The sequence below is a fragment of the Rothia sp. HMSC068E02 genome, assembly GCF_001813565.1.
Classification (GTDB): Bacteria; Actinomycetota; Actinomycetes; order Actinomycetales; family Micrococcaceae; genus Rothia.
This window is the reverse complement of record NZ_KV812895.1, coordinates 29950-47211: the sequence shown is the minus strand read 5'-3', so window position 1 is coordinate 47211 and position 17262 is coordinate 29950. Positions and strand designations below refer to the sequence as shown.

At 58.6% G+C, this 17262-nt stretch carries 11 protein-coding genes; 4 read left to right on the top strand and 7 right to left on the bottom strand.

What is annotated here, in order from left to right:
* Positions 1-70: 70 nt before the first annotated feature.
* The 4 genes from HMPREF2919_RS08595 to HMPREF2919_RS08580 all read right to left on the bottom strand — a co-directional run bounded on the left by HMPREF2919_RS08595 (position 71) and on the right by HMPREF2919_RS08580 (position 7030).
* Positions 71-715, bottom strand: coding sequence for a MerR family transcriptional regulator (locus HMPREF2919_RS08595; protein ID WP_070667228.1), 645 nt, complete (start codon positions 713-715; stop codon positions 71-73).
* A 715-nt stretch (positions 716-1430) separates the two neighbouring features.
* Positions 1431-2204 (bottom strand): transcriptional regulator FtsR, encoded by a 774-nt coding sequence (locus tag HMPREF2919_RS08590; RefSeq protein WP_049337539.1) that lies wholly within the window; start codon positions 2202-2204, stop codon positions 1431-1433.
* Positions 2205-2812: 608 nt separating this feature from the next.
* Positions 2813-3205 carry a glycine cleavage system protein GcvH gene (gcvH, locus tag HMPREF2919_RS08585; RefSeq protein ID WP_005507722.1) on the bottom strand — a complete coding sequence of 131 codons (393 nt, stop codon included), beginning with the start codon at positions 3203-3205 and terminating at the stop codon, positions 2813-2815.
* Positions 3206-3538: 333 nt separating this feature from the next.
* Positions 3539-7030, bottom strand: a complete 3492-nt coding sequence (locus HMPREF2919_RS08580; RefSeq protein WP_049326875.1) for a bifunctional proline dehydrogenase/L-glutamate gamma-semialdehyde dehydrogenase — start codon at positions 7028-7030, stop codon at positions 3539-3541.
* Between the two features lie 514 nt (positions 7031-7544).
* Between HMPREF2919_RS08580 and HMPREF2919_RS08575 the strand changes: the two genes are divergently transcribed.
* Complete coding sequence (locus HMPREF2919_RS08575) at positions 7545-8471, top strand: LysR family transcriptional regulator (protein WP_070667226.1); 927 nt, start codon at positions 7545-7547, stop codon at positions 8469-8471.
* A 179-nt stretch (positions 8472-8650) separates the two neighbouring features.
* Here HMPREF2919_RS08575 and HMPREF2919_RS08570 read toward each other — a convergent pair whose 3' ends face one another.
* The 3 genes from HMPREF2919_RS08570 to HMPREF2919_RS08560 all read right to left on the bottom strand — a co-directional run bounded on the left by HMPREF2919_RS08570 (position 8651) and on the right by HMPREF2919_RS08560 (position 12057).
* Positions 8651-9454: a transcriptional initiation protein Tat gene (locus HMPREF2919_RS08570; RefSeq protein WP_070667224.1), complete on the bottom strand. Its 804-nt coding sequence runs from the start codon at positions 9452-9454 to the stop codon at positions 8651-8653.
* A gap of 11 nt (positions 9455-9465) precedes the next feature.
* Complete coding sequence (locus HMPREF2919_RS08565; RefSeq protein ID WP_070667222.1) at positions 9466-10842, bottom strand: 6-pyruvoyl tetrahydrobiopterin synthase; 1377 nt, start codon at positions 10840-10842, stop codon at positions 9466-9468.
* 267 nt (positions 10843-11109) lie between these two features.
* Complete coding sequence (locus tag HMPREF2919_RS08560; RefSeq protein ID WP_049337529.1) at positions 11110-12057, bottom strand: sugar-binding transcriptional regulator; 948 nt, start codon at positions 12055-12057, stop codon at positions 11110-11112.
* A 123-nt stretch (positions 12058-12180) separates the two neighbouring features.
* On the opposite strand from HMPREF2919_RS08560, the gene HMPREF2919_RS08555 reads away from it, so the two are divergent.
* The 3 genes from HMPREF2919_RS08555 (at position 12181) to glpK (ending at position 16671) form a co-directional block, all read left to right on the top strand.
* Positions 12181-13926 (top strand): glycerol-3-phosphate dehydrogenase/oxidase, encoded by a 1746-nt coding sequence (locus HMPREF2919_RS08555; RefSeq protein WP_070667221.1) that lies wholly within the window; start codon positions 12181-12183, stop codon positions 13924-13926.
* A 345-nt stretch (positions 13927-14271) separates the two neighbouring features.
* Positions 14272-15069, top strand: a complete 798-nt coding sequence (locus HMPREF2919_RS08550; RefSeq protein ID WP_070667220.1) for an MIP/aquaporin family protein — start codon at positions 14272-14274, stop codon at positions 15067-15069.
* A 45-nt stretch (positions 15070-15114) separates the two neighbouring features.
* A complete protein-coding gene (gene glpK / locus HMPREF2919_RS08545) occupies positions 15115-16671 on the top strand; it encodes a glycerol kinase GlpK (protein ID WP_049350376.1) in 1557 nt (518 codons plus the stop codon).
* The last annotated feature ends 591 nt before the right edge of the window (positions 16672-17262 follow it).

Below are 17262 nucleotides of genomic sequence, written 5' to 3'. Positions count from 1 at the left end.
AGGCTTAAAGGTTCTGCCCGCGCTCGCTACCCGATAGGTAGTGAGCGCGGGCTGATTCACGTTTTGTGTTTTATGCCTGTGCGCGGCGGGCACGGCGGGCGGCAAGTTCGTCGCCTTCGAAGTTTTCGTGCATCTCTTCGCCGGGCTGGCCGTTGAGGTTCATTTCGATTTCGCGCCAGACGCGGCCAATCGCGATACCGAAGACGCCCTGACCTGCCTGAACCAGGTCAATGACCTCGCTCGGGGAGGTGCATTCGTAGACGGTGGTGCCGTCACTCATGAGGGTGATGTTCGCCAGGTCGTCAATGCCGCGGGTACGCAGATGCTCGATGGAGGTACGGATCTGCTGCAGGGACACGCCGGTGTCGAGCAGTCGCTTCACAATCTTGAGCACGAGCACGTCGCGGAAGCTATAGAGGCGCTGGGTACCGGATCCGGAGGCTCCACGCACGGTGGGTACGACCAGGTCGGTGCGTGCCCAGTAGTCGAGCTGGCGGTAGGTGATGCCGGCTGCCTTGCAGGCGATGGCGCCGCGGTAGCCGAGGTTTTCCTCGACGACAGAGACAGGGTCGGTGAAGAGTACGCCCTGTTCACCACGCGGAGGCGGTGCTACGGGGAAGAGGGTGTCGAAGCCATCCAGGGGCTGATCAAAGCCCTGGGGTGCGTGCGTGGTTGCGACCTCGCCTGCATTTTCGGCTACCTGCTGCTCTAGCACGGTCCCTCCTTTTCGTTAAACCCTTTTAAGTGCTTCACCGCGCCCCATCAATGCGGTCGATGTCGTTCCGGTGTAGACCCGATTCTCGGGGTGAGATTCTAGGGTTGAGGTCTAGAATCTGCGTCTATGATTCGCGTGGCTCCTCTACTGGGTTCCGGCGCGGTTTTCAATACTACACATTGGCTCGACTATTCGGTTCGTAGAACACGATTCGATAGTGCGACCGATGCGCGATAGGCGCGGTTGTTCAATCTATTTTAACTGATAGAGGGCTCTACTTAAAATTGAACCCACCGAAGCGAATGATCTTTTCAGATTCATTCGTACCTCTTTAACGCCCTGTGGGGGTGCTCCTCCCCCGCTATTCTCCTCGCTTTTTCTGGGTATCCATCCCACAGGGGAGTTTAAAAAGTAAATGCGTACGGATAGGTAGTCCGTACGCATTTACAGCTGAGTTGAGTGAACAGCCTTGGCAGGCCGGGAGCCCCCTGGTGAGAAAGCTCTTCGTGTTGGACGAAGGGGTAGAAATTCCGAGCGTGCCAGCGTCGGCTTCGTCCAAGTCTAGAGGCCGCTACCCGTTGGTAAGGGGTAGGGACTATAGAGGGAATCACCGTGGTCAGTGGTGTTTCCCGAGGGAAATCCCCGTTTGGGGTGTGGTAGAACCGCTGAGGGTTTACGAGCGGCAGACTGTCCGGTAGTCTGCGTCTTCGTGCGCCTACTCGTAGGTAGGCATCGCCGATTCGACCAGAGTTGCGTGCAGCTGCAAGCACAACTTGCGGATCTTGTCGGCTCGTTCCTGCGCCTGAGCCTGAGAGGCTGCGTCGCGGCGTGATGCCAGCGGAGCCACCGCAATTTCCACGAGGGAAATTTCGCGGTCTGCCGCTGACTTGAATGCGCGCAGGTGACGAGGCTGAATGCCGTGCTGGGTCAGTTCTGCACTAACGCGGGCAATCAGCACATCGTAATCGGTGTACTCCACATCCGACCCGTCTTCGAGCAGTCCAAAGTCAATCAGCTCGCGAATCAGTTCGGGGGTGGTGTTAGCGTATTCTGCCAGCTCGCGGAGAGTGTAGGTGCGACCTTCCTGCTCGTTCGGGCCAAGGACGGTGTCTAGCACGTCTTCGCTTACGGTGGCAGGCATGGAGTTCAGTACGCGACCGGCTTCCATGTCCTCCAGGTGCTGACGGATTACCTTGAGCGGCATGTAGTGGTCGCGCTGCATGGTGAGGATGTAGCGCAGGCGCTCAATATCCGTCTGGGAGTACTTGCGGTAACCGGTTTCGGTACGGCTGGGGTGCACGAGACCGCGCTCCTCCAGGAAGCGGATCTTGGATGCACTAATTCCGGGGAACTCCAGGTCAAGCTGGCTAAGAACCTGACCAATGGTCCGGCTCTTAACGTCACGCGGGTTACGGTCAGAGCCGCCGTTCTCCACGTCCTCTAGTTGAACCTCAGCGTTAGTGAGGTTCTCATCGATGCGTGAGGTCATCTATGTCTTTCGGGTACTTGTTCAGACGATGTCGATACGAGCCGAAATTTGAGTGAGTGGCTCGTTCCCCCGGTCGGGGGTCTCGCTCCGTGCCGAACATCTTTGCTTAGTGTTGAGAGTGTGATAGATAAGTTTAGTTGTTTATCACGAAATGATAAACCGCAAACCTTCGAGACAATCTTATAGCCTCACAAGGCATTTTGCTATTTAGTTCGCCCTTTTCAGGGGCTTTTTGAACCCAAAAATAGCCACACAATCAAACATTAATCAGTAGAGACAGTACCAATTTTAGCAAAATTCCAATACTTCGAACACATATATCTCATATTGGACTGCTTTACGAGGAAAATTTTATCTTCTCGCGATAGTTGAAGTTTTCATCACATTTAACTTGAAAGAGGCTCCCACTAGGGGTTTAGTCATCCTTCAAGCCCCTTTAGTGAATTCCTACACCTTCAAGACGAACCTTAAATGCGCCCAACTATTTGCGTTTGTGTGCATTTTAAAAGAAAAACGGCGAGACCAATCGGTCTCGCCGTTTCATCAGTACGTACCTCTTAACACGAGGGACGCCAGAGCTATAGAGTCTATCGAGCTAGACTATCGACTTAGAGCTTAGCCAGCTCAGCCTTGTACGCCTCTGCATCCAGCAGGTTAGCCAGGTCATCAGCGTTCTCGGGGCGAATCTCAATGATCCAGCCCTCGCCGTAGGGATCGGAGTTAACCAGTGCGGGGTCATCCTCCAGGCCCTCGTTCACTGCGACAATCTCGCCCGCAATGGGAGCGAAAAGATCAGAGACAGACTTGGTGGACTCAATCTCACCGAAGCTATCCTCAGCAGCTACAGAATCGCCGACAGAGGGAAGGTCGACGTAGACGACGTCACCCAGTGCATCCTGAGCGTGGTCGGTAATACCAACACGTACGGTGCCCTCGGCGGTGAGAGCGGAAACCCACTCGTGCTCAGAAGTGTACGAGAGTTCTGCGGGAACGTTGCTCATAGCAGCGGTGTCCTTTCAGTGTGTTCTTGCGTAGCGCGGACCGTCCCGCGCACGGTGTCGTTCCGTATGTGGGATGACGGAACGTCCTACACCAATTATCACATAAGAAGTAACGCGGGGCACGTCCAAACACCCCCGTACCACTTCTATGACACTATATTTTCCTTATCCTATCTAACCGCTCAACAAGCGCCCCTTCCCAAGGCCCTAGAAGCACCCCTATTACTCACCTCCAGCAGGGAGCCATCAGACACACCAAAAGGCTCAGGGCCCCACACCATGATGGTGCAGGGCCCTGAGCCTTAGGCTAGAGAGCTAAACTCTCACAGCGCCTTAGCGGGAAGAAATGACGCGCTCGGAGAAGCGGTTCGGGTTACCGAAACGGTGTGCGGTAATCGAAACAGCCTGCTCGCGGAGGAAGGGCAGCATCTCGATACGGCCAGCCTCGGTGACGGGTGCGAAGTACACTGCAACGTCCGGGCGACCACCCAGTGCGGTGTAGAGGGACTTCTCATCGTTACCGATGTAGCGGATACGGGTGCCTTCCAGCGGGGTACCAGCCAGTGCGCGAACCGGGGTCTTAGCGTTCGAAGCCAGGTACTCGCGGAACTGAGCGTCCGACTTGACTTCGTACTTGATGCCCTTGTTCTCGAGGACGCCACGGACGTCGACCGGCAGGTCCTTACCGACGGACAGAGCAACCGGTGCGTTAGCTGCCAGACCGGCGAGCACAACGCGCAGGGTCTCTGCTGCGGATGCGGACTCGTCTGCACGAACCAGAACCTGGGTGGGTACGTAGCGCAGGATGTTGCGCTCCACGCCCAGCTTCGAGGGATCGTGGCCGAAGCCGAACTCGGTGTCCCAAGCGTGTGCGTCAGAGGAGACACCGCGCTTGATGAATGCGAAGTCCTCGCGCTTGCCCAGCTCGGAGTTCTCGATGGTAGCCAGGGTCTCGCGGACGGTCACGGACTGGGTGACAGCGGTTGCGGTTGCCTGTGCGGGCTCCCAATCGGACAGAGCGATCAGGTAGCTGGGGCCACCAGCCTTGGTACCGGAGCCAACGGTGGACTTCTTCCAACCACCGAAGGGCTGACGCTGAACGATTGCACCGGTAATTGCACGGTTGACGTACAGGTTACCTGCCTGGACCTTGGAGAGCCACAGCTCGAGCTCATCAGCATCCAGCGAGTGCAGACCTGCGGTCAGACCGTAATCGGGTGCGTTCTGCAGCTCGATTGCCTCTTCCAGGGTGTCAGCGGTCATGATACCCAGGATGGGACCGAAGTACTCGGTCATGTGGTACTCAGAACCGGGCTTGACGCCTTCACGAACACCGGGGCTCCAGAGGCGACCGGTCTCGTCCAGTTCCTTGGGCTGAACGAGCCAGCGCTCGCCCGGGCCGAGGGTGGTCAGACCGCGCAGCAGCTTCTCTTCCGGCTTCTGAACAACGGGGCCCATCTCGGACTCAATGTCCTGCGGGTGTGCCACGTGCAGGGAACTGACGGAGTCAAGCAGCTGACGGCGGAAACGCTCGGACTGTGCCACGGAGCCAACCAGGATGACGGTGGAGCCAGCGGAGCACTTCTGACCTGCGTGACCGAATGCCGAGTAAACGACGTCCTTGACGGCGAGGTCGATGTCAGCGTTCGGGGTGACGATGATGGAGTTCTTACCCGAGGTCTCACCGAACAGGGGCAGGTCATCACGCCAGGAGCGGAAGAGCTCAGCGGTCTCGTAACCACCGGTCAGGATCAGGCGGTCAACCTCGGGGTGCGAGATGAGCAGCTTGCCTGCAGCGCGGTCAACAACCTTGACGAGCTTCAGAACTTCCTTGGGAACGCCTGCTTCCCACATGATCTCTGCGATCAGGGCACCGGTGCGAGCGGTGATGGTTGCGGGCTTGAAGATGACAGCAGAACCTGCAGCCAGACCAGCCAGAACACCACCAGCGGGGATAGCGGTCGGGAAGTTCCACGGGGGAACAACCAGGGTCAGGTCAACAGACTTGGGCTTTGCGCCGTCGATCTTCTCGAGGTCCTCAGCCAGCATTGCGTAGTAGTATGCGAAGTCGATTGCCTCGGAGACCTCGGTGTCGCCCTGCTCCAGGGTCTTGCCAGCCTCAGCTGCCATAACCTCCAGCAGGTCACCGCGGCGCAGTGCGATAGCCTTACCGACCTTGCGCAGAATCTCTGCACGCTCGTGGCCGGAGAGCTTGCCCCATGCCTTGCCAGCCTCTTCGGTTTCCTTGATCAGCTTCTCAGCCTCAGCCTCACTGGTCAGCTCGTTAGCCTTGAGGGTGTCGATGCCCAGCTTGGTGGTCTTGGAACGCTCGAGGATTGCGCGGCCCCACTCGCGGTTACCGGAGAGTGCGGGGTCGGTGTCGGGGGTGTTCTCGAAGCGGCCTGCCGGTACGAAGACGTTGTCCTCGTTCTCGGTCAGACGGTTCTGGGTGCGCTTGGATGCGGGAACCTCGTCGGTGACGGAGTTCAGTGCACGCATGAAGCGGTCCTCTTCGCGCTTGAAGATGGACTCGTCGGTTGCCAGGTCGAAGATACCGGACATGAAGTTCTCGGAGGAAGCGTTCTCCTCGAGACGACGGATCAGGTATGCGATAGCAACGTCGAATTCCTTGGGGTTCACGACGGGCACGTACAGCAGCAGGTGGCCAACGCGACGGCGGATGATCTCTGCCTGCTGCTCAGCCATACCAATCAGCATCTCGAACTCGACGCGGTCCTTCACGCCGCGGTCCTCGGACAGCAGCAGTGCGAAAGCAACGTCGAAGAGGTTGTGGCCTGCAATACCGAGGCGAACGTTCTTCACGTGCTCGGGGCGCAGTGCGTAGTCCAGAACGCGCTTGTAGTTGGTGTCAGCAGCCTGCTTGGTGTCCCAGGTGGTCAGCGGCCAGCCGTGCATAACAGCTTCGACGATTTCCATGGAGAGGTTTGCGCCCTTAACCAGGCGGACCTTGATGCCTGCGCCGCCAGCAGCAACGCGCTTTGCGGACCACTCCTGCAGGTGCTGCATTGCAGCCAGGGTGTCGGGCAGGTATGCCTGGAGCACGATACCGGCTTCCAGGTCCTTCAGGTGGGGCTGGTCCAGGATCTTGGTGAACACCTCAATGGTGAGGTCCAGGTCCTTGTACTCCTCCATGTCCAGGTTGATGAACTTCTTGGGGGAGCTGGATGCAGCCAGCTCGTACAGCGGGGTCAGGCGGCGAACAGCGGTCTCAACGACCTCGTCGAATGCCCAGTGCTGGTGGGGGCCGGAAACAGCGGACACCTTGATGGAGACGTAGTCAACGTCGTCACGTGCCAGCAGGCGCTTGGTCTCAGCCAGGCGGTGCTCTGCTTCCTTGTCACCCAGAACTGCCTCACCGAGCAGGTTGACGTTCAGGCGGTTACCGGTCTTGGTCAGCTCTGCAATTGCGTCGCCCAGCTTCTCCTCGGAAGCGTCGACGATCAGGTGACCAACCATCTCGCGCAGCACGCGGCGTGCAACGGGAACGGTGGGCCATGCGACCTTGCCAGCCAGCTTGCCACCGAAGCCAACAGCGGACTTCATGTACCAGGGCAGGAAGGAAGGTGCCAGGCCGGAAATGCGGGAGAGGTTGCGGCCGGAGACGTTGTCGTCTTCGGGGCGAATAACGCCATCAACAAAGCCGACGGTGAAGGGAAGACCATTGGGGTCCTTCAGAACACCGGCGAGCTGCTCAGCCGCGAAGGTGGGCTTGATCGACTGGGACTCGTTTACCCACTGGCGAACAAGCTGACGAGCTTCCAGAGCCATCTTCTGGTAGTGCTCAGATGCGAAAGGATGGGTCATCCTTGACTCCTAACTATCTCACTGTGTGCGGTGCACACCACGTTTGGCGATGTCTCTATTTCACCACAAAAGGGTAATAAATACCTCATTAGAAAAACTGAATGTTTTTTCCAAAATCCATTTAGTTTTTCTAAATGATTGTGCGGTGAGGTTTTCACCCCACGCCCCCTCCGAACCTCCTGTTCGAAGAGACAAGGTGAAGTTTGTAGCGACATCGCTATCCATCTCTCTCAGGCTAGCACTTTCAGAGCGCAAATATCGAACCCACTTCGTAACAGACGAACACTTCAAAACCAGTCCCAGAAGCATCTTCAACCCCAAGAATCATCACATTCAGCGCAAAAATACTCGCTACACAAGCCAACACACACATCCGCGGCTCCCGCCGTCTCAAAAAGAGCCGCAACAAAGCCCACGCGGTACCATAGACAAGAGTCCACAATGAGAGACGCACCACGGAAGAGCTCAGCGGCACAAACTGCAGAACAACCGGGCGCGCCAGGGAGGAAATAACGTGTCAATCTACGACATCCGACGCATGCAAATGCTCCTCGAAATCCAAGAACGCGGCACCATCATCGCCGCCGCAGAAGCACTCAGCCTCACCCCCTCCGCCGTCTCCCAGCAGATTGCCACCCTCGAAAAAGAAACCGGCACCCCGCTGTTGCAGCGCATCGGCAGGCGCGTACAGCTCACCAGCGCCGGACTCATCATCGTCGACAGCGCCCGTAGCATCCTGCGCGAACTCGACCGCATGCAAACCTCCGTCGCCAACCTCACCGGCGAACCCGCCGGCATGGTCCGCCTCGCCATCTTCCAGTCCGCAGCCTTCGCACTGCTACCGGAAACCCTCAGCTACCTTACCGAACACGCACCCTCACTCACCCTGCAGGTACTGCAAATCGACCCCGAAACCGGAACCTCCCTGACTCGAAGCCGCGAATACGACATGGTGCTCTCCGAAGCCTACCCGCACCACCACATCCCCGAATACCCCGAACTGCACTCCGAACTACTCACCGAAGACCCGCTCAGCCTGATTGTGCCCAGCACCTCCACCATCACCTCGATTGAGGAAGCGCACGCACTGCCCTGGGTTCTCGAAATGGAACAGAACACCTCCCGCAGCTGGGCACTCAACCAGTGCCGCACCGCAGGATTCGAGCCGGTCATCCGCTACAGCGCCAATGACATGATTACGAACTCCAACCTCGTCAAAGCAGGATTCGCCGTCACCATCGTGCCCGGCTTCATCCTCTCCTCCCTCTCCACCACCGAGGGGCTACGCATCGTAGAGCTACCCGGCAAGCCCTGCCGCAAAATCTTTACCGCCGTACGCCGAGAGTCCGCCGCCAACCCCGCCATCGCCATGGTGCGCGAAGCACTGCATCACGCGGTGCAGGTGGCATTCGGCGAACACGACAGGACCGAAACCGCATAGGAAAAATCAGCTACCGCTCACGCCGGAAGACTAGACAATGCAAAGGTCGGGGCCGTTCCCACGAACGACCCCGACCTTTCAACATACCTTTTTGAACAGGCGCCTATATATAAGGTATAAAACACACAACGGAGCTACTCCCCCGCCGTGCCCATCCTTCACAGGAGCCAGCCCAACTGCTAGTTCAGCGAAGCAACCACAGCCGAGCTCTGCACCTCGTAGAACGAAGAGGACAAACCAGCCGCCGCCATATCCAGCACAGCGCTCACATGAACCTGCTTCAACGCAGAACCAGCAACACCCGAAGCCACCTGATAATTCAGCTGAACATCCAGGCGATGACCGCGAGGAATAGCAGTGCGCAACTCCAGAACATTCTCGCTACCGGCACCAGCCTGGCCAGTCTGCTCGCTACGGCGCACCGCATCAAGATTCAGAGCATCCACAGGAGCCACCAGGGCCGAAGCACCCAGATTACCCGAAGGCAGCACCGCCTGACCCGAGGCAACACGAAGAGTCACCGCAGGATTCAACAACAAACCAGTCTTCGGGTCCTGCGCGCGAGCACGCACCATCAGGCGAGTACCCACCGGCAGCGTCGAATTGCCCTCATTAATAATGCTCAGGCGAGTCGGCAGGTTCCGGAAAGCAACAGTACGCGCCGGCTGACTCTGCAAAGGCACAGCCTGCACACCGTTAGCAGCCTTTAACTCCAGGCGGATGCACGACTCGTTGTAGCGCATCGGAACCTGCACCAGCGCAGAACTCGCCGCGCCACCGTGCTGTCCACCACCGTGCTGACCGCGTTGCCCGCCGTGCTGTCCGCCAGGGCGCTGGGTCACAGGGGTCACGCGAGCGCGCTTACCGCCCGAACGAGTTGCCGCCTCCGCAGCGCTCACGCCGCCAGCTACCAGGGCAGCCGAAGCGCCCGCAACCTTCAACGCGGTACGGCGAGAAGCATTCATCAGATTATTCTTAGTCATTTTCTACTCCCCTAAGCCTTCGCGATACGGTACACGCCGCTAATCGTGCCCTGCCACCAGGTGCCGTAACGGTCAATCGTGCCTACCATCTGCAGGGTGTCACCACCGCCAAACAGCAGGCTCACATGCTGAGGCAGGCGCTGCTCGTGCATCGTCTTACCGGTTTTCATGTCCAGCGCGACAGCCCACGCGTAAGCACCATTCGCCAAACCAGCCGGACCGCGGCGACGCTCACAGGTATAAATCAGACCGTCAGCGGTGGAATAGCGAGGAACAGCCGAAGAGTACACGTCCTTACGGTCCCAAATCTTACGCAGACCGCGGTCGGTAATATCCCAACGTTCCATACCGGGAGCAAAAAGCGCATTCGCAGGAACCGACGGGCCAGCACCCTCCGGGTACTTCGGGTAGGGGTAGCCGTAGGTGCTTGCACCGACCATCGTGTTACCCACACCAATCATGGAGTTCTCAGTGCCAGAGGTACCGGCAGTAAACAGGCCGGCGCTACCGACCTTCGCACCGTTATCGGTGCGGTACACAATGACCGATTCCTGAATATCAGAGTTATCGGTCAGCATCACGTAATCCGAACCGTTTGGACCAAAGAACGTCGGGGAGGCACCGGAACCCCACGCGAGCTTACCTGGCTTGCGGGCGCTACCTCGATCGTACGCATGCCACCACTTGAGGGTGGGCGCGCCGGTTGCGGTAGCGTTCAGCATATAAATAGCGTGGGAAGTAACCACGCTCACACCCTGCGGGCACGCCGAAATCGAGTTATCGATACGTTCACCCGCAATCGACGCCTTATTCAGGCGCATCGAGCGAATCGTGCCGCGGGCAGAATCAATCACCGCGATGTAGCCGTTCTTCGTCGCAACCCAAATGCGACCGGACCAGTCGGGCACCAGACCAACCACAGCGTCATTGGCGCTCTGGGCGAGCATGCGGCTCAGGTCAATACGCTCATCAACTCGGATGCTGCGACCGTCAGCAGAGTGGGAGAGGCGCAACAGGCACTGAGAGCCATCCACCAGAACCATGCGGTCCTGCGCGTCAAGGTAGGCATACACGCCACCGAGCAGTGCACCCTTCGGGATGTCCAGGTGGGAAAGCTCGCGGCCGGTATGCGGGTCAAGGATAGAGAGCTTCGGGGTGATGAACTCGCCGTGGGCGAAGACCTGGGTGCAGAGCACCTGAATGAAGCCGTCGCGTCCGGCAAGGATTGTCGGGCAGGCGCCGCCGAGCTTCGTGCCGGTAATCTTCCAATTGCCTGCGCCGGGACCGGCAAGAGGAGTAGCATCGGAAGACTGGGCATCACCGTGCATGGTGGTAATGCCGGGTGCGCCCAGGTGCGGATTCACCTGGGCGTTATAGGTGGGGGTCATGGTTGGTTCTTTCTAACGGTGAGTGGCGCACACCTTCAATGGAGTGCACAAATATGCGCTTTCACATGCGCAAACGTTTCACATTGTAGGGTCAGAAAGCAGTTTTTGACGACACTAAAGGGCACCTTGAAACATTGTTCAGGCGACACTTGAGAGCTTCACCAGGAAACCCCTCAGCACTACCCTTTCAGATCAAGGTGCCCCTTTAACCCATCACCACGGACCTTCATACTCACGGGCCCTCATGCCCGCGGCGATTATTTTTAGCTATTTCTCCATGAGCGCCTTTGCCAGAGCATCATCAAGAACCAAGTCAGTAATCGCACCCGTACGCAACGCACCACGCAAAGCACGCACACGGTGAGTACCGGACGCGACGCAAATACGGCGCGGAATACGAGCCAGCTCCTTCGGAGTCGGACCGGATGCACGCTTATTCAGCTCCAAATCAGCCCAGGAGCCGTCCTCACGCAGAAGAATCGTACACATATCCCCCACAACGCCCAGCTCACGCAGCTGACGCTGCTCCTGCGCCTCAAAATAGCCACCCGAATACACGTGAGAAGGGATAGGTCCACCAAAAGCGCCCACACCAAAAATAGCGAGGTCAACATTCTGCTGGGCATGCAGATTCTTCTGCACGCTACGCTCACGCCACATGGCGGTCTTGGTGTCCGCATAGTCAAAGAACGCGGGAACCGGGAAGTGAATCGTCTGCGCATCGTAAGCGCTCACCAGCTGCCCCAGCAGAGAACCCAGGTACGGAATACCGGAATGGTGAGCGTTACCGGCGCCGTTCATCTGCACGACAGTCACGCCTTTCAGAGGACGACGCGGCAGATGACGAGAAATCTCAGTCATCGTTGAACCCCACGCCACACCCAGGCTCGTGCCGTTATCAATCAGGGAATCAAGTAGCGCCGCTGCGGTGCGGGATACCTGGCTCATGCGAGCAATCGGGGTGGCATCCGAACGGACATTCACGAGGGTAACGCGCACCTTATAGCGCTCACCGATGCGGCGCTCAAGCTCGCTGCGGGCACGGAAGGAATCATCTAGACGGATCTGCACCATGCCGCTTTCACGAGCACTTTTAAGCAGACGTGACACAGTGGCTCGAGAGACCCCCAGACGAGCCGCGATAGCATCCATCGTCATGTTGTGGATGTAGTACAGCTGCGCTGCCTCATAGGTATGGTTAGCGCGTTCGTTCATCTGCCACAGACCCCCAGTGAAAATCCGTTCATACTGCTTGGTTATTATTTCACCATTGGGTTTTACTAAATGCAAGATGAAACCCCCACGCCGCACAAGCGGCAATACAGGAAAGAGCAGTACATGAGCTCCCAGCACATTGCACAGCAGTCTCAGCTGACCGCCGAGTCCCGCGCCAAGGCGCTCAAGAGCATGGTCAACGAAGAACTCGACATCTTGGTCGTCGGCGGCGGCATCACCGGTGCAGGCATTGCCCTCGACGCAGCAACCCGCGGTCTGCGCACCGGTATCGTCGAAGCAGGCGACTGGGCTGCAGGCACCAGCGCATGGTCCTCCAAGCTCGTTCACGGCGGCCTGCGCTACCTCTACAACCTCGACTTCAAGCTCGTGACCGAAGCACTGACCGAGCGCGGCCTGCTGCTGAACAAGATCGCACCCCACCTGGTGCACGCACAGCCCTTCCTGTGGCCCCTGAAGATGCCCGTCATCGAGCGCGCATACTCCGCAATCGGCATCGGCATGTACGACACCCTCGCATTCCTCGGTTCCCGCGGCAACAAGGGCGTCCCCTCCCAGCGTCACTTCACCAAGACCGGCACCAAGACCGTCTTCCCCGACATCAAGGACTCCGCATTCAGCGGCGCAATCCAGTTCTACGACGCACGCGTTGACGACGCACGCCTCGTCATCGACGTCGTCCGCACCGCTGCAGGCTACGGCGCACTGGCTGCATCCCGCACCCAGGTTGTCGGCTTCACCAAGGATGCATCCGGCCGCGTCATCGGCGCAGAGCTGGCAGACTTGGAGACCGGCGAGCGCCTGAACGTACGCGCAAAGCACATCATCAACGCAACCGGTGTGTGGACCGAAGAGTCCGAGTCCCTGGCTAACCCCGATGCAGGCCTGGAGGTTCTCGCATCCAAGGGTATCCACATCGTGGTTCCTCGCGACCGCATCAACGCAACCAGCGGTATCTTCACCAAGACCGAAAAGTCTGTTCTCTTCATCATCCCCTGGCAGCGTTACTGGATCATCGGTACCACCGACACCCCCTACACCGAGGACCGCGAGCGCCCCGTCGCAACCAGCAAGGACATCGACTACGTCCTGATGCAGGCGAACAAGCTGATCGCTAACCCGCTGACCCGCGAAGACATCATCGGCACCTACACCGGCCTGCGCCCGCTGCTGCAACCCAAGGTCAAGGACGGCGCAGCATCCACCAAGGTTTCCCGCGAGCACACCGTGACCGAGGTTGCACCCGGCATGAGCGCTATCGCAGGCGGCAAGCTCACCACCTACCGTGTCATGGCTGCCGACGCTGTCGACTTCGCACTGGGCGAGCAAGCTAAGCAGAACCCCTCCGTGACCGCAACCATCGGCCTGGTCGGCGCAGACGGCTACCACGCAATCGCTGCTAACCGTGCACGCTACGCAGAGCGTTACGGCTGGGATGAGGACCGTATCACCCACCTGCTCGAGCGTTACGGATCGCAGATTGAGGACCTCGGCGCTCTCATCGATGCTGACCCCTCCCTCGGTGCTCCCCTGGCTAAGGCACCCCAGTTCCTGCGTGCAGACGTCGTCTTCGCTGTCCGCTACGAAGGTGCCCTGCACCTGGAGGACGTTCTGGTCCGCCGCGTACGCCTCGACCTTGAGCAGCGCGATCGCGGCCTGGCAGCAGCAGACGAAATCCTCGACATCATGCGTGCCGAGCTCGGCTGGGACGACAAGAAGGTCAAGGAAGAGCGCGACCTCTACGCCGCACGCGTGCAGGCTATCCGCGAGGCGGAGTCCACCTCCACCGACGCTGAGGCATCGGCAAAGATTGAGGCTGTCACCCCCGTGGCACCTCGTGTGAAGCTCTAATCCTTAAAGATTCCACACATACCTTTCGTAACCGATTATTTGGTACGAACCGACCGTTCACCCCTCACCGAGCATGGGTTATCTCATATTTTCGGTGAGGGGTGGACGAGAGGTTAAATAACCGTTTACGATAATCCCCTGCATAAGAAGCAGCGAGCTAAATACAGGGTTAACCCACTGGTACGATCTGCTTCTCATCCAGAAACATCTATCAATTTTTCGTAGCAACCGCTACACATTTCAGCACAGCGTTGTGCCCCGATCCGCCCGTGCGGTGAGGACGCACGGGAATGCGCAAGCAAAGGTTCGCTTGCCTTCCAGACGCTTCGTCTTCAAGGAGCAACAATGTCTCTTCTTGCTTCCGCAGGAACTGTACTTGCAGCCGGCTCTTCCGCTCTCGTGGATGCATCCGGCGCCCCCACCACCCTCGGAATCTTCGCTTCCGAGTTCTTCGGCACCTTCATCCTGATTCTGCTCGGTGCCGGCGTATGCGCCGCAGTGACCCTCAAGAAGTCCTACGCTAAGGACGCAGGCTGGGGTGTTATCACCTTCGGATGGGGTCTGGCAGTGTTCACCGCCGTGTACCTCTCCTTCCATTCCGGTGCACACATGAACCCCGCTGTGACCGTTGGCCTGGCAACCGCAGGCCGCGACCTGGCGACCGGTGTTCCCGCAACCCCCGGCAACATTGCCCTGTACATCGTCGCTCAGATGCTCGGCGCAATGGCCGGCGCAACCGGAGCGTATCTCACCTACAAGAAGCACTTCGATGAGGACCCGGGCGACCGCCTCGGCATCTTCGCAACCGGCCCCGCCATCAAGTCCTACGGCTGGAACTTGCTCACCGAGATTATCGGCACCTTCGTCCTGATTGGCTGGATCATCGCATCCGGTAAGACCCCCAGCGAGCTCGGCCCCCTGGCTGTTGCCCTGGTCGTTGTATCCATCAGTATGAACCTCGGTGGCGCAACCGGTTCCGCTATCAACCCCGCACGTGACCTCGGCCCCCGTATCGCCTACACCTTCCTGCCCATCCCCGGTAAGACCGGCTCCAACTGGTCTTACGCATGGGTTCCGGTTGTTGGCCCAATCATCGGCGCTATCCTCGCAGGCCTGATCGTTCCGGCAGTTCTGCCCCTCTAAACCTCTCTAATACCCCCCCCGTTCTTTTGTTCTAAGGAAAAATCAATGACGACTTCTCTGCACTCCGCAACCCTCAACGTCGAGCGCAAGTACATCCTCTCCATCGACCAGGGCACCACCAGCTCCCGCGCGATCCTGTTCAACAAGGCGGGCGAGAACGTGGCTCAAGGCCAGCTCGAGCACGAGCAGATCTTCCCCAAGGCCGGCTGGGTCGAGCACAACGCAACCGAAATTTGGCAGAACGTCCGTAAGGTCGTAGCAATGGCTATGGCAAACGGCGAAGTCAACCACCACGAAATCGCTGCAGTCGGCATCACCAACCAGCGTGAAACCACCGTCGTGTGGGACAAGAACACCGGTGAGCCCGTCTACAACGCAATCGTCTGGCAGGACACCCGCACCCAGGAAATCGTTGAAGAGCTCGCAGGCGAAGAGGGCGTTGGCAAGTACCACGACATCGTCGGCCTGAACCTCTCTACCTACTTCTCCGGCCCCAAGATCAAGTGGATCCTGGACAACGTTGAAGGCGCACGCGAGCGCGCAGAACGCGGCGACCTGCTCTTCGGCAACACCGACACCTGGCTGGTCTGGAACCTGACCGGTGGTGTTGACGGCGGCGTGCACGTCACCGACGTAACCAACGCATCCCGCACCCTGCTGATGGACATCCGCACCCTCGAATGGGATCCGCAGATTGCTGCAGATATGGGTATCCCCATGAGCATGCTGCCCGAGATCAAGTCCTCCTCCGAGGTGTACGGCTTCGGTCGCGCAACCGGTCTGCTCAGCGGCACCCCCATCGCGGGTATCCTCGGCGACCAGCAGGCTGCAACCTTCGGTCAGGCTTGCTTCGAGAAGGGCATGGCGAAGAACACCTACGGTACCGGTAACTTCATGCTCATGAACACCGGCAACGAGCCCGTCTTCTCCAACAATGGCCTGCTGACCACCGTCGCATACAAGATTGGCGATGCAGCACCCGTCTACGCTCTGGAAGGCTCGGTCGCAATGAGCGGCTCCCTGATCCAGTGGCTGCGCGACAACCTGCGCATGATTGAGCACGCTGCAGAGTCTGAGGAACTGGCCACCTCCGTCAAGGACTCCGGCGGCTGCTACGTTGTTCCCGCATTCTCCGGCCTGTTCGCACCTCACTGGCGTTCCGACGCTCGCGGCGTCATCGTTGGTCTGACCCGCTACGTGAACCGTGCACACATCGTGCGTGCGGCACTGGAAGCAACCGCATTCCAGACCCGCGAGGTTCTGGACGCAATGAACGCTGACTCCGGTGTTGAGCTCTCCGAGCTGCGCGTGGACGGCGGCATGACCGCTAACGAGTTCCTCATGCAGTTCCAGGCTGACATCCTCGGCGTTCCCGTGATCCGCCCGAAGGTTGTTGAGACCACCGCTCTGGGCGCAGCATACGCTGCAGGTATCGCTGTTGGTTTCTGGAGCGGCGAGCAGGACGTTGTGGACAACTGGGCTGAGGACAAGCGCTGGCTGCCCTCCATGGAGCCCGCAGAGGTTGACCGCCAGTACCGCCTGTGGAAGAAGGCTGTCTCCCGCACCCTCGAGTGGGTTGACGAGGACGTTCCGACCGCCTAATCACAGCACCCGTTGCCTAACGGCACGGCCCGCGTACTAGCGACGCCCCGGTTGCTTCTCCCCCGCTATGGGGTTGAAGCAGCCGGGGCTTTTCGCTGTTTTATGACGCTCAATTCAGCGTTTATTGCGGCGTAATTTCTACAAAAATTAGTGCTAGGGTACCGTTGGTTTTTGTAAATTTGGTATCTTCCGCCGATTACCTGGAGCGGTGTTGTTCGTGAGGTGTCAGTACCGCACAGGACGCGTACGCGACATATTCATGCGCTGTCCTGACAGGAGTCGACGATTCGCGCTGATACTTTATTTACGTTCCCGTCCGCTGTGGTGCTTCACGTACCGCGGCGGACGGACTTTTATCTCTTGTTACTAGGTTCTCTGCGTTAACGATGAGTGGGGTTCGCTTTTCGTGTTGCAGTTCTCGCTGTAAAAATCACTGGTTTTATGCCCCTTGTTGAGATACCCGTTCACCTGTTATGTGGGGTTGCTCTAATGGTGTTTGTAAACCTTTGATGTCTACTTCAAGCGCCGTATCATAGATATATAGGCTTATTGATTCTATTCTGGTCGCCGAAGATGGCGGTTGGTTATGCA

Bases quoted from the DNA above. Each gene is read 5' to 3' on its own strand.
- HMPREF2919_RS08580 (WP_049326875.1), bottom strand. From the start codon at position 7,030: ATGACCCATCCTTTCGCATCTGAGCACTACCAGAAGATGGCTCTGGAA.
- HMPREF2919_RS08570 (WP_070667224.1), bottom strand. From the start codon at position 9,454: ATGACTAAGAATAATCTGATGAATGCTTCTCGCCGTACCGCGTTGAAG.
- HMPREF2919_RS08555 (WP_070667221.1), top strand. From the start codon at position 12,181: ATGAGCTCCCAGCACATTGCACAGCAGTCTCAGCTGACCGCCGAGTCC.
- HMPREF2919_RS08560 (WP_049337529.1), bottom strand. From the start codon at position 12,057: ATGAACGAACGCGCTAACCATACCTATGAGGCAGCGCAGCTGTACTAC.
- HMPREF2919_RS08590 (WP_049337539.1), bottom strand. From the start codon at position 2,204: ATGACCTCACGCATCGATGAGAACCTCACTAACGCTGAGGTTCAACTA.
- gcvH (WP_005507722.1), bottom strand. From the start codon at position 3,205: ATGAGCAACGTTCCCGCAGAACTCTCGTACACTTCTGAGCACGAGTGG.
- HMPREF2919_RS08565 (WP_070667222.1), bottom strand. From the start codon at position 10,842: ATGACCCCCACCTATAACGCCCAGGTGAATCCGCACCTGGGCGCACCC.
- glpK (WP_049350376.1), top strand. From the start codon at position 15,115: ATGACGACTTCTCTGCACTCCGCAACCCTCAACGTCGAGCGCAAGTAC.
- HMPREF2919_RS08550 (WP_070667220.1), top strand. From the start codon at position 14,272: ATGTCTCTTCTTGCTTCCGCAGGAACTGTACTTGCAGCCGGCTCTTCC.